Annotated in this window: 11 protein-coding genes; 2 read left to right on the top strand and 9 right to left on the bottom strand. The window is 59.7% G+C overall.

From position 1 onward, the window contains the following. Positions 1 to 55: 55 nt before the first annotated feature. The 4 genes from gltP to PSH73_RS00435 all read right to left on the bottom strand — a co-directional run bounded on the left by gltP (position 56) and on the right by PSH73_RS00435 (position 3,095). Complete coding sequence (gltP, locus tag PSH73_RS00450; RefSeq protein ID WP_057957911.1) at positions 56 to 1,387, bottom strand: glutamate/aspartate:proton symporter GltP; 1,332 nt, start codon at positions 1,385 to 1,387, stop codon at positions 56 to 58. 708 nt (positions 1,388 to 2,095) lie between these two features. Then, positions 2,096 to 2,563 (bottom strand): inhibitor of vertebrate lysozyme family protein, encoded by a 468-nt coding sequence (locus PSH73_RS00445; protein ID WP_120731152.1) that lies wholly within the window; start codon positions 2,561 to 2,563, stop codon positions 2,096 to 2,098. 2 nt (positions 2,564 to 2,565) lie between these two features. Then, positions 2,566 to 2,730, bottom strand: coding sequence for a DUF1328 domain-containing protein (locus tag PSH73_RS00440; protein ID WP_003170804.1), 165 nt, complete (start codon positions 2,728 to 2,730; stop codon positions 2,566 to 2,568). An 80-nt stretch (positions 2,731 to 2,810) separates the two neighbouring features. After that, positions 2,811 to 3,095 carry a hypothetical protein gene (locus PSH73_RS00435; protein WP_057957909.1) on the bottom strand — a complete coding sequence of 95 codons (285 nt, stop codon included), beginning with the start codon at positions 3,093 to 3,095 and terminating at the stop codon, positions 2,811 to 2,813. A gap of 394 nt (positions 3,096 to 3,489) precedes the next feature. Here PSH73_RS00435 and algB point away from each other — a divergent pair, with 394 nt between their 5' ends. Then, the gene (gene algB / locus PSH73_RS00430) at positions 3,490 to 4,836 is read left to right on the top strand and encodes a sigma-54-dependent response regulator transcription factor AlgB (RefSeq protein WP_032862658.1); all 1,347 of its coding nucleotides are present in this window, start codon (positions 3,490 to 3,492) and stop codon (positions 4,834 to 4,836) included. Between the two features lie 10 nt (positions 4,837 to 4,846). Further along, positions 4,847 to 6,634, top strand: coding sequence for a KinB sensor domain-containing domain (locus PSH73_RS00425; RefSeq protein WP_057957908.1), 1,788 nt, complete (start codon positions 4,847 to 4,849; stop codon positions 6,632 to 6,634). A gap of 90 nt (positions 6,635 to 6,724) precedes the next feature. Here the strand turns inward: PSH73_RS00425 and PSH73_RS00420 are convergent, their stop codons facing one another. The 5 genes from PSH73_RS00420 to PSH73_RS00400 all read right to left on the bottom strand — a co-directional run bounded on the left by PSH73_RS00420 (position 6,725) and on the right by PSH73_RS00400 (position 11,992). Next, on the bottom strand, positions 6,725 to 7,501 hold the full coding sequence (locus PSH73_RS00420; protein WP_057957907.1) for an N-acetylmuramoyl-L-alanine amidase: 777 nt from the start codon (positions 7,499 to 7,501) through the stop codon (positions 6,725 to 6,727). Between the two features lie 90 nt (positions 7,502 to 7,591). Continuing rightward, a complete protein-coding gene (locus PSH73_RS00415; RefSeq protein ID WP_057957906.1) occupies positions 7,592 to 9,667 on the bottom strand; it encodes a diguanylate cyclase in 2,076 nt (691 codons plus the stop codon). Then, complete coding sequence (locus PSH73_RS00410; RefSeq protein WP_057439246.1) at positions 9,664 to 10,542, bottom strand: endonuclease/exonuclease/phosphatase family protein; 879 nt, start codon at positions 10,540 to 10,542, stop codon at positions 9,664 to 9,666. The genes PSH73_RS00415 and PSH73_RS00410 overlap by 4 nt, the downstream gene beginning before the upstream one ends. Positions 10,543 to 10,552: 10 nt before the next feature. After that, the gene (gene dsbA, locus PSH73_RS00405) at positions 10,553 to 11,188 is read right to left on the bottom strand and encodes a thiol:disulfide interchange protein DsbA (RefSeq protein WP_057439247.1); all 636 of its coding nucleotides are present in this window, start codon (positions 11,186 to 11,188) and stop codon (positions 10,553 to 10,555) included. Between the two features lie 189 nt (positions 11,189 to 11,377). After that, positions 11,378 to 11,992 carry a cytochrome c4 gene (locus tag PSH73_RS00400; RefSeq protein ID WP_057439248.1) on the bottom strand — a complete coding sequence of 205 codons (615 nt, stop codon included), beginning with the start codon at positions 11,990 to 11,992 and terminating at the stop codon, positions 11,378 to 11,380. Positions 11,993 to 12,029 lie beyond the last annotated feature (37 nt).

The raw sequence follows: 12,029 nt of genomic DNA, 5'->3' as shown, positions 1-12,029 counted from the left end.
CTGGCAGAAACGACAAACCCCGGATTTACCGGGGTTTGTGCGAATCAGGCAGGGATCAGCCGTGGCTGGTCTCGCCAGCCGGCAGCGCGGTCTTGGTGCGCCAGTGTGGCAGGGAGTTCCAGTAGCGCTCGCCCTTGGCATCGTCGTACATGCCTTCCCAACGCGCGATGACCAACACGGCCAGGGCGTTGCCGATCACGTTCAGGGCGGTACGCGCCATGTCCATGATGCGGTCGACACCGGCGATGAACGCCAGGCCTTCCAATGGAATGCCCACGCTGCCCAGGGTTGCCAGCAGTACCACGAAGGACACGCCCGGCACACCGGCGATGCCTTTGGAGGTGACCATCAGGGTCAGTACCAGCATCAGTTGCTGGCCAACCGACAGGTCGATGCCATACAGCTGAGCAATGAAGATTGCCGCGATGCTCTGGTACAGGGTCGAACCGTCGAGGTTGAACGAGTAACCGGTAGGTACCACAAAGCTGCAAATGGCTTTCGGCGCACCGTAGGCTTCCATCTTCTCGATCACGCGCGGCAGCACGGTCTCGGAGCTGGCGGTGGAGTAGGCCAGTACCAGCTCATCTTTGAAGATGCGCATCAGCTTGATCACCGAGAAGCCAAACAGGCGAGCGATCAGGCCAAGAATCACAAAGGCAAAGAACAGGATGGCGACGTAAACCAGGATCACCAGCTTGGCCAATGGCAGCAGCGAGGCGAAGCCGAAGTTGGCCACGGTCACCGCGATCAGGGCGAATACACCGATAGGGGCGTACTTCATGATCATGTGGGTGACTTTGAACATGCTCTCGGACACGCCCTGGAACATGGTCACCAGGGGTTCGCGCAGGTCTGGCTTGAGGCTCGACAAGCCCAGGCCGAACAGCACGGAGAAGAAGATGATCGGCAGCATCTCGCCACGGGCTACGGCGGCAAAGATGTTAGACGGAATCAGGTTGAGGATGGTCTCGATGAACGCATGTTCATGCTGCACCTCGGCGGCGGTCGCCTGGTACTTGGAGATATCCACGGTACCCAGGGTACTCATGTCGATCCCGGCACCGGGGTGGAACAGGTTGGCCAGCAGCAGACCGACCACAATCGCAATGGTAGTGACCACTTCGAAGTAAACGATGGTCTTCACACCGATCCGACCGAGCTTTTTCGCATCCCCTACACCGGCGATTCCGACAATCAGCGACGAAATCACGATCGGGATCACGATCATCTTGATCAGGCGGATAAAGATATCGCCCGCCGGCTGCAACACGTTGCTGATCCACCAGGCTTTTTCGGCACTGAAGTGGTTGAGTACAGCACCGATTGCAATCCCTAGCACCAGACCGATGAGGATCTGCCAGGCGAGGCTTAGTTTTGCCTTCTTCATGTCATTACCCTTGTTTCAAGTGGACTCAGGCAGATGCGCCAGCTGGAACGCCCGGGAGCGAAAAAGTGTGAGCATCAGCCTCCGTAGAAGGTCACCGCAGATGGCCGATATGGCTTACTGGCAAGCGAAAAAAGGCGCAACTATTCCGATGCGGGGGGGCATAGTCTAATGCCGTAAACGCCTACCCTATGCCGAATCGGCATGGGTTTTTGCAAATAAAACTGTCTGTTTGGTCAGTTCGAATGCGACATTCTGTCAGGCATACATGCCGTGAACCGGCCATTTCAGGCTCGCTCAGGGATTTTCGGTTTTTTTGCCGGGAGGGAAAAACTCTTGAAAATTCCTACGCATACCATCGAAAAACCAGTCTGGCCGAGGCCAAACTTTCTCGATAGATGGTCGCGCAGTAACACCATGAAATGGTTGTGATGTAGCAGAAGGGAATTTTACAGCTATGGGCGGCATAAGCGCCTAGCGATCACTCTCAAGCCCGCCGCAAGTCCATCAGGCCATAACGGCCTGCGGACCTGCGTCGCAGCTTTTCTCCTGACCCGGCCCTTGCGCAGGCACTCCCTGTACCCGTAGGTCACGCCGATCCACCTTGATCAGAGCAACCCGGCCCCCTGGTCATGCATCGCCGTCAGGTGGCGGTGCAAACGGAAACAGGCAGTTGGCCGGTTTCCATGTTGGTGAGGCCCGCAGACGGACCTAGTACCAATTCGGATCTTTCTTCAGTTGCTCCATCAGCAACTTCTGCATGCCTTCATTCGGCTTGCCAAGAAAACGGTAGTCCGCATGCCGTGTCGGTGACTTGTCTGCCGGAAGCCCCGCAGGCACTTCGACCAACATCGCGTAGGCATCGTCCTTATCCATGCTGAAAGCCACGATCAGACGTTTATTCAGGCAGGTATCGGCCGTTTCACACAGCGGCCCGACCAAATAACCATCACCGTCTTCCGTCACCGCATTCATTTGCTCGGCGGTGCCCGAAAGATTGATCACCCATTCAGGCAAACGCTCTTCCTGCTTGACCACGCCCTGCCAGGTTTCGCGATATTGCGGGTCGGTATTGAGCAGGTCATTGGCCCGCGCCTGGCCGTCATTGGCGGCCATGGCCAAGCCACTGCCGCCCAACAGCAGGGCGGCAGCCAGGGTTTTAAAAGACAAGTTGGCCATGTTCAGCCTCGACCGCGACGGCCAAAGAAGAAAGAAGCGATGAACATCACCAGGAAAACGACAAAGAGAATCTTGGCGATACCCGTGGCGGTGCCCGCGATACCACCGAAGCCCAGGACTGCAGCCACAATGGCAATGATCAGGAATGTGATTGCCCAACTCAACATGGTGATTCTCCTTTTGCGTCTATAGAAGTGACTGCTGTGTAGCCATCCTGTCGCGACCCAACGGGGCGGCAGGTTCGTGCCTAGAACACCCAGCGTTCCTGGACAGGTTCGTCGTACAGGGCGATGTCCTGTTCAACGGCCATCATGCGTGGGGTTGTCACGTCGGCGCTGTGGCTGCCAACGGAACGGAAATGGGGCTGCGTCATGGGTACGCGTTCGAACTGCGGGGTGGACGCCTGGCTCTGCTGCCAATGCTGTAACTGCTGGCCACCGATCAAGGTCACCATCAACGCAAGGCTGGCGAACAGACCCTGTTGAAGGCGCAGCGGCGATACACGCAATGGCTTGAGGCTTTGGCGAGTCATCCTGAATCTCTCCCGCATTTGTTTTGTTCGTTAATCACGCTTGTAAGAGAGATATTGCAGAGTGCGTGCCAGTTTTTTCGCCGAATAAAAACCAATAAAATCAGTAGCTTATAAGATCATTGGTTTTCTTATCAGCAGCATCCTGCACGATGCGCCTATCCTCACCGTGCGAAATGCACGATGGTCGTTGGTCGGATCAAGGGATCAGAACGGGCTGTGGGGCTGCCGAAGCATCAAGAAGGGTCAAAACCCACTGCCCAGGCATATAAGTAGGAAGGGTCTTAGATAGCTGCGCGATAGGGCCTTGAATCAATCAGAATAAACCATGCAACTTGCCCGATTATTCCGGGACTAACCAAGATCAATCATTCTTAATTTAAGGAGCGCGGGACAGATGGAATCAGCCAAGGAACTTCAAGGCCGCATTCTTTTAGTGGACGACGAGTCCGCGATCCTCCGCACCTTCCGCTACTGCCTGGAAGATGAAGGCTATACCGTCGCCACCGCCAACAGCGCGGCCCAGGCCGATGCCTTGTTGCAGCGCCAGGTGTTCGACCTGTGCTTCCTGGACCTGCGCCTGGGCGAAGACAACGGCCTGGATGTGCTGGCGCAAATGCGGATCCAGGCGCCCTGGATGCGCGTGGTGATCGTCACCGCCCACTCAGCCGTCGATACTGCCGTGGATGCGATCCAGGCGGGCGCGGCCGATTACCTGGTCAAGCCGTGCAGCCCGGACCAATTGCGCCTGGCCACCGCCAAGCAACTGGAAGTGCGCCAGCTGTCGGCACGCCTCGAAGCGCTGGAAGGCGAAGTACGCCAGCCCAAGGATGGCCTCGACTCCCATAGCCCGTCGATGATGGTGGTGCTCGAAACCGCCCGCCAAGTGGCCGGCACCGATGCCAATATCCTGATCCTCGGTGAATCCGGTACGGGTAAAGGTGAGCTGGCCAGGGCCATTCATGGCTGGAGTAAAAGGGCGAAAAAATCCTGCGTCACGATCAACTGCCCATCCCTGACCGCCGAACTGATGGAAAGCGAGCTGTTCGGCCACAGTCGCGGGGCCTTTACCGGCGCCAGCGAAAGCACCTTGGGGCGGGTCAATCAGGCGGACGGCGGTACGCTGTTTCTCGACGAGATCGGCGACTTTCCCCTGACGTTGCAACCCAAGTTGCTGCGTTTCATCCAGGACAAGGAATATGAACGGGTCGGCGACCCAGTCACTCGGCGCGCCGATGTGCGCATCCTGGCAGCGACCAACCTGAACCTGGAAGACATGGTGCGCGACGGGCGTTTTCGCGAAGACTTACTGTATCGGCTGAACGTCATCACCTTGCATCTGCCGCCCCTGCGCGAGCGCAGCGAAGATATCCTCGCCCTTGCCGACCGCTTCCTGGCGCGCTTCGTCAAAGAGTATGCGCGGCCGGCTCGCGGCTTCAGCGATGAGGCCCGTGAAGCCCTGCTCAACTACCGTTGGCCGGGCAATATCCGCGAACTGCGCAACGTCGTAGAGCGCGCGAGCATCATCTGCGCCCAGGAGAAAGTCGAAATCAGCCATCTGGGGATGGCCGAGCAACCGACCAACAATTCCCCGCGTATTGGTGCGGCGTTGAGCCTGGATGAATTGGAAAAGGCCCACATCGGCGCCGTCCTGGCCACCAGCGATACCCTGGACCAGGCGGCCAAGACCCTGGGCATTGATGCATCGACGCTGTATCGCAAACGCAAGCAATACAACCTGTGAGCTGCACCTTATGAAGTTGGCGATGAAACTGCGCACGCGGCTGTTCCTGAGTATCTCTGCGCTGATCACCGTGGCCCTGCTTGGGTTGCTGCTGGGGCTGGTGAGTGTCATGCAAATGGCCAAGACCCAGGAGTCCCTGATCCGCAGCAACTTCATTACCCTGGACCTTGGACTCAAGCTGCGCCAGACCCTGGGCGACCAGTTGATCCTGATGCTCAACGACACCCCGGACCCGGTCGCGCTGAATACATCCAAGCAGGAGTATTTCAAGCTGCTGGACCAAGGCATCGCCCATGAGAGAAGTGTGGACCGGATCGGCGGTCTCACTCAGGCCAAGGCCGATTACCTGAGGTTTATCGAAGCCTTCGACGAAAATGAAAGTACGCCGCCGTCCCTGCGCAATAACGCAAAACTTACCGCCAGCTTCAACGCCTTGCGCAATGGGCTGATCAGCGAACACAAAACCGCGCTGGAAAACATCAGCGAAACCGTGCGGCAATCGCGTGAGCGAGCCTTGTGGATCGCCGGCCTGCTCGGGCTGGTGGGGCTGGCAGTGCTGATCATCGGGTTCATCACCGCCCATGGCATCGCCCGGCGCTTTGGCGGGCCGATCGAGGCGCTGGCCAAGGCTGCCGATAAAATCGGCCAAGGCAATTTCGATGTCACGCTGCCTATTTCTTCAGCTGCAGAAATGAACCTGTTGACCCGGCGCTTTGGCATCATGGCCGAAGCCCTGCGTCAGCATCAGGCCACGAACGTCGATGAACTGCTCGCCGGCCAGCAACGCTTGCAGGCCGTGCTCGACAGCATCGACGACGGTTTGCTGATGATCGACCGCCAAGGCCGTCTTGAACACCTCAACCCGGTCGCCCAGCGCCAGTTGGGTTGGGACGAGACCCGCCTGGGAGAGGGCTTGGGCGAAGCGTTACAGCGCCCGGAACTGGATGAGCAACTGCATCTGGTGCTGCGCGGCGGCAACCTGGAGCGCGCGCCTGACGACCTGGAAGTGGAAGTCGAAGGCGAATCACGCCTGCTGACCTACAGCATGACGCCGGTCAGCCACCACCAGGGGCACATCCTCGGCGCGGTGATGGTGTTGCATGACGTGACCGAGCAGCGGGCCTTCGAGCGTGTGCGTAGCGAATTCGTGCTGCGCGCCTCCCATGAACTGCGCACGCCGGTCACCGGTATGCACATGGCATTCGGGCTGTTCCAGGAACGGGCGAAGTTCCCCGCCGAGTCGCGCGAAGCCGACCTGCTGAATACGGTCAATGAAGAAATGCAGCGCTTGATGCAACTGATCAACGACTTGCTTAACTTTTCCCGCTATCAGAACGGCCTGCAAAAACTCACCCTGGCGCCCTGCGACACCAACGATCTGCTCGAACATGCCCGCGCGCGTTTTGCCGAACTGGCGAATGCGCAAAACATCGACCTGGTGATAGAGGCACAGGCGCAACTACCCAGGCTACACGCCGACCGGGCGCAATTGGAGCGAGTCCTCGACAATCTGCTGGGCAATGCCCTGCGCCATACCAGCGAAGGCGGGCAGATTCGCCTGCAAGCGCGGCGCCATGGCGAACGGCTGATCATCAGCGTGGAGGACAACGGCGAAGGCATCGCCTATGGCCAGCAGGGCAGGATTTTCGAACCTTTTGTTCAGGTAGGCCGCAAGAAAGGCGGCGCCGGCCTGGGGCTGGCGCTGTGCAAGGAGATCGTGCAGCTGCACGGCGGCAGGATGGGGGTCTATTCCCGGCCGGGGCAGGGCACGCAGTTCTATATGGCGTTGCCGCTGTAACTATCAGTCAGCGCGCTACTCAAAGGCTGCAACGATCAAAGGTGGGAGCTCGACGACTCCCACATCAATTGCGCGCAGCGCTTAAAGACCTTAGCGGTGGTTCAGTGCCCGCAGGATCGCTGCACTTTGCGCATCCGGCGTACCGTCGAACAACGCCGGCCGGAAGCGCATCTGGAAGGCGGCCAGTACACGCCGTGTCGCCACATCCAATTCACCGGTTTGCGGCGTGGCATACCCCAAGCGTGCCAACTCTTCCTGGAACCAGGTAATGCTCGGCAACTGCCCGGCGTACTCGGCCTGATACCGCGCAACCGCCTGGGCCTCGGGCCAGATCCCCAGACCTTCATCAGCCAGGCGCTTCCAGGGGAACAACGGACCCGGATCGAGTTTGCGGCCAGGCGCGATATCGCTATGACCAATAATGAATCGCGGGTTGATCCGGTTGCGCTGGCTGATGTCCTTGAGCAAGGTCACCAGGGACTGGACCTGCGCCTCGGAGTACGGATACCAGACCCGACCTGTTGGCGTGTCGCGATAACCCGGATTGACGATCTCGATGCCAATGGAGCTGGAGTTGAGCCAGGTACGCCCCATCCACTCGCTCTCTCCGGCGTGCCAGGAGCGCTTGTCTTCATCCACCAGCTTATAGATGGTTGCGCGGGCATCATCGCCAATCAGGTAATGGCTGCTGACCTGGCCTTTGGTCAATAGCGCCAACGAGCTTTGAAGGTTGGTAGCGGTGTAGTGCAGGACGACGAACTGGATACGATGATCGAAGTTCACCGATGGGTGGCTGGTATCCAGCCGCGGGCCACTCGCACAACCGGCGAGGGTGAGGAACAGCAGAGCAGTAACTAGAAATTTCATGGCAACGGGCATTACGCTAAAGACGATAATGCAACAGTGTAACGTACGGTTTGCCGGCCAGCGGCCGGCAATACAAAATGGAACAAATTTTCAGGCCGCCTGCACCTGGTTGCGTCCCGCCGCCTTGGCCCGATACAACGCCTCGTCAGCGCGCTTGAGTGCCAGGTCGCTGCGCTCGCCGGGCTGGAACTGCGCCATGCCGATGGACATCGTAATGGTCACCCGCTCGCCCTTGAAGTGAAACGGGCACGCCTCGATGGCCGCCCGCAGGCGTTCGCCGAGTTCCAGCGCACCGCCCAACGCCGAATCCGGCATCAGCAGCACAAACTCCTCACCGCCAAACCGTGCGATAAAGTCCGTCGGGCGCAGGTGCTTGCTCAATACAGTGGCGATGATTTTCAGCACCTTGTCGCCCGCCAGATGGCCGTAGCTGTCATTGATGCGCTTGAAGTGGTCGAGGTCGAGCATCGCGAGTGACAGGCTGTTGCCCTGTTGATGCCAGGTATTGACCTCGTACTCCAGGCGCTCGCTCCAGGCCGCACGGTTGGGCAATCCAGTGAGCGGGTCGATCAAGGCTTTCTGGCGCTGCACCTCAAGGTGGTCCCGATAGCCCTGGGCCTCCTGCTCCATGCTCGCCACCCGCTCGGCCAAACCCTGCAACCGCGCGGCGACTTCATGTTCACGCTGGTCACGCTGCCTTTGATGCTCATCCATGGCACCCAACAGCCCCTCAAGATGACTTTCCAGCACTTGCTTGAGGTCATCGAGGTCGGCCGCTTCCTGGACACTGCTTTGCAAGCCATCCATCTGTTCACGGATTTGCGTGTCCATCTCGCGCGCGGCGCTGCGGCTGTCGGCGTGCCCGTCGCTGGCCGCCTGCAGGTTGCTCTGGAAGGCTTCCAGCCGCTCGTTGAGATGCTTGAGGTAGGCCTCGAACTCATGCTGGCCGCTATCGGTGATGGCCAGCATCAATACCGCCAGGTCATCGAGGATCGGTAGCAGTTCGTACCAATTCAGCCCCTGGGCCAGGCGTTCGCGCATGGCTTGCGCCTGGGGCCTGTGCCGCTCGGGCAGAGCGAGGTCGCCCAGCAGGCCGAGCAGGGTGTCTTCGATATGTTTGGCGACAGAGCTGTAGGACGGCTCGGGCGAATCGGGCAAGGCGTACAGCGCCTCAGGATCAACTTCAGCCGATTCGTCGTCCAGCACAGGCGGCAATGACAGACTGCCGATCTCGGTCGGTTGCGGCACCAGGGGCAGGACCTCGGGCGCAACTACCACCGCAGCGACAGCCCGTTCAGGCAGCGGGGCAAGGCTCACTTCGACAGGTCGGGGCGGTTCCGGGGTTTCGATGGCGACCGCGAGCGTCTCGACGGGTGATAAGCGAGGAGCGCCAACCTCAGGCACTGATGCCACACACTCATCCACATCAACCCGAGGCGCCACAGGCTGAGGTGCAGGCGCAGGCGCAACTTCAAGTACCGGCTGCTGCGGGGCCTGGGCTTGTGGCGCGAAGGCACGCAGGGCCTGGGCCAGCTCGGGCGCATCCTCAACCACCGGGGTGGCCGGGCTTGCTGCTACCGCAGGGGGTTGCCGGGAAGGCGGAGAAACAGCGGGCTCAACCGGCGCAACCTCTGTACCCGCCTCCTTGCCACCAAACAGGCGCTGCAACAAACCTGGACGAGCAGGTTCGTCATCCGACTCAAGATTACTCAGGGCCTGCCCTTGCAGACCGCTCAACTCACTGAGCAGCAGGGGAATTTCCCGCGCCTGGCCGACTCGGCTATCCAACTGCTTGGCAAAGCTCTTCAGCGGGCGACTGACTTCCCGGGGCAAGGGCAAGGCCTGTAATTGCGAGACCAAGGCGGTCAGCGCCGTACTGATCTGATCCACCCGCGTTTCACGGCGTTGCTCGGAGTCCAGCACGGCCTTTTCCAGGCGTGGCAACAAGGCAGCGAGCGCGGCGTCCATGTCATCGGTGCGCACCACATCGCGCATCTCTTTCATACACTGGTCCACGGCCCGATCCGTGCCTTCGGCCGCCAGCGTGCTGCGCACCAGCCCACGACGCAGCAAGTCGAGGCGCGCAGCCCAACGACGTTCGAGCTTTTCTTGTTGCTCGATGCTTAACAGGTATTTTTCTTTCCAGCGCTGGGCGTCGTCGCTCATGCAAGGGGTCCGCGAGGGCCGGGGCTCAACGCGGGTAATGCATCAGCCGTGAGCGAACCCGGCAGACGAATCTCTACCGCGACCGGCAGGTGATCGGAAATGGGCTGCGCCAGCACCTGCACGCGTTCCAGCGTCAGGGTCGGGCTTAACAGAATGTGATCTAGACAGCGTTGCGGACGCCAACTGGGGAACGTGGCTTCGACCTGCGGCGCCAGCAGCCCGAGGTCGCGCAGCGGAGAATTCTGCAACAGGTCGCTGGCGTGGGTGTTCATGTCCCCCATTAGCACCTGGTGTTTGTAATCGCCAATCAGCTCACGGATGTAGGCCAACTGCAGGGTCCGGGTACGTGCCCCCAGCGCCAGGTGCATCATGACCACCACCAGCGCCTCGGGCCCTTCGCCGAAGCGCACCAGAATCGCCCCACGCCCTTTCGGGCCCGGCAGTGGATGGTCTTCGATCACCGAGGGCTTCAACCGGCTGAGCACGCCATTGCTGTGCTGGCCCAGTCGGCCGAGGTTGCGATTGAGTTGTTGGTACCAGTAGGGGAAAGCACCGAGCTGGGCCAGGTGTTCGACCTGATTGACGTAGCCTGAACGCAGGCTGCCACCGTCGGCCTCCTGCAGGGCCACCAGGTCGAAATCGCCCAGCAGGTCGCCAATCTTCTGCAGATTGCCGGCCCGACCGTTGTGGGGCAGCAGATGCTGCCAGCCCCGGGTCAGGTAGTGGCGGTACTTTTCGGTACTGATGCCTACCTGGATATTGAAGCTCAGTAAGCGCAGCCGGCTATCCGCCGGCAGGCCGGTGGACGTCAGGTGGTGTTCGTTGACCTGCGGATCATGCAGGCCAACCACTCGTTCAGTACCCCAGCGACGCATGGCGAGCCCCTTACTTGGCTGCGCGCTCTTTGGCGATCAACTGGTCGGCAACGTTCAGGGTCGCTTCAGGACCACCTGTGGAGCCCAGGTCAAAGCGGTACTTGCCGTTGACGATCAGGGTTGGAACGCCTTGCACGCCGTACTTCTGCGCAAGATCCTTGGCCTGTTTGATCTGGCCCTTGATGGCAAAGGAATTAAAGGTGGTCAGGAACTTGTCCTTGTCCACGCCCTGGGTGGCGAGGAAGTCAGCCATTTCCTCAGGCTTGGTCAGGCGCTTGCCTTGTTTCTGGATTGCCTCGAACACCGCGTTGTGGACCTTATGCTCCACACCCATGGCTTCCAGGGTCAGGAACATCTGGCCGTGGGCATCCCAAGGGCCGCCGAACATGGCCGGGAGGCGCTTGAAGTTCACGTCCGAAGGCAGCTTCTCGGCCCAAGGGTTGATGGTCGGCTCAAAAGAGTAGCAATGCGGGCAGCCATACCAGAACAGCTCTACGACTTCGATCTTGCCCGGCACGGAAACCGGCACCGGATTGGCCAATTCAACATAAGTCTTGCCCGCTTCAAGCGGCACATCGGCGGCTTGGGCGGTCATGCCGAACAGGCTGGCAGTGACGAGAGCGGCGCTGAGGATCAATTTACGCATGCTTTACTCCTGGACAAATAAAGTCGCCTCGCGCGACCTTTTTTATGACAGGTCTACACGGGCATGAGTTCGTTAGTGTAACGGTAGCGGCCACAAAAAAGGGCGGCCTCAGCCACCCTTTTTATGCTTGCATCGACGGATTAATCGAGCGTTAACGTTACCGCTGATGTACCCCCGGTCTTGCGCACCTTACTTGTGCAGGCCCTGGATGTAGCTGGCTACCGCTGCAATGTCTTCGTCACTCAGTTTGCGCGCAATCGTACGCATGGTCATTGCATCGCCATCGTTGGCACGGCCGGCTTCTTCCTTGCGGAAATCAGTCAGTTGCTTGGCAATGTACTGGGCGTGCTGGCCACCCAGGTGCGGGAAGCCTGCTGCGGCGTTACCCGAGCCATCCGGAGAGTGGCAGCCGGTACAGGCCGGCAGGCCTTTGTCGAGGTCGCCGCCACGGAACAGCTTTTCACCACGTTCGACCAGTTTTGGATCCGCCGCCCCCACGCTGCCTGCCTGGCTGGCGAAATACGCCGCGATATCCGACAGGTCCTGATCGTTGAGATTGGTCAGCATGCCGGTCATTTCCAATACCGTTCGCTTGCCGTCCTTGATGTCGTGCATCTGCTTGGTCAGGTATTTCTCACCCTGGCCCGCCAGTTTTGGAAAGTTGGGTAACGGACTGTTGCCATCCGCTCCATGGCAGGCACCACATACAGCGGCCTTTGTCTGGCCAGCAGTAGCGTCACCTGCAGCATGGGCAACACCAGTGATGCCCAAGGTCAACAGCAGACTCACGATCAATTTGTTCATCAGCTAATCCAATTACGGCTAAAGGTTATAGAGTTAT

It is taken from the genome of Pseudomonas sp. FP2294, assembly GCF_030687625.1.
Classification (GTDB): domain Bacteria; phylum Pseudomonadota; class Gammaproteobacteria; order Pseudomonadales; family Pseudomonadaceae; genus Aquipseudomonas; species Aquipseudomonas shahriarae.
The sequence above is the reverse complement of the archived record's forward strand: the minus strand, read 5'-3'. Positions and strand labels throughout refer to the sequence as shown.

Excerpts from the sequence above, each read along its gene's own strand:
- gltP (WP_057957911.1), bottom strand. The coding sequence starts at position 1,387 with ATGAAGAAGGCAAAACTAAGCCTCGCCTGGCAGATCCTCATCGGTCTG.
- PSH73_RS00445 (WP_120731152.1), bottom strand. The coding sequence starts at position 2,563 with ATGGCCAACTTGTCTTTTAAAACCCTGGCTGCCGCCCTGCTGTTGGGC.
- PSH73_RS00440 (WP_003170804.1), bottom strand. The coding sequence starts at position 2,730 with ATGTTGAGTTGGGCAATCACATTCCTGATCATTGCCATTGTGGCTGCA.
- PSH73_RS00435 (WP_057957909.1), bottom strand. The coding sequence starts at position 3,095 with ATGACTCGCCAAAGCCTCAAGCCATTGCGTGTATCGCCGCTGCGCCTT.
- algB (WP_032862658.1), top strand. The coding sequence starts at position 3,490 with ATGGAATCAGCCAAGGAACTTCAAGGCCGCATTCTTTTAGTGGACGAC.
- PSH73_RS00425 (WP_057957908.1), top strand. The coding sequence starts at position 4,847 with ATGAAGTTGGCGATGAAACTGCGCACGCGGCTGTTCCTGAGTATCTCT.
- PSH73_RS00420 (WP_057957907.1), bottom strand. The coding sequence starts at position 7,501 with ATGAAATTTCTAGTTACTGCTCTGCTGTTCCTCACCCTCGCCGGTTGT.
- PSH73_RS00415 (WP_057957906.1), bottom strand. The coding sequence starts at position 9,667 with ATGAGCGACGACGCCCAGCGCTGGAAAGAAAAATACCTGTTAAGCATC.
- PSH73_RS00410 (WP_057439246.1), bottom strand. The coding sequence starts at position 10,542 with ATGCGTCGCTGGGGTACTGAACGAGTGGTTGGCCTGCATGATCCGCAG.
- dsbA (WP_057439247.1), bottom strand. The coding sequence starts at position 11,188 with ATGCGTAAATTGATCCTCAGCGCCGCTCTCGTCACTGCCAGCCTGTTC.
- PSH73_RS00400 (WP_057439248.1), bottom strand. The coding sequence starts at position 11,992 with ATGAACAAATTGATCGTGAGTCTGCTGTTGACCTTGGGCATCACTGGT.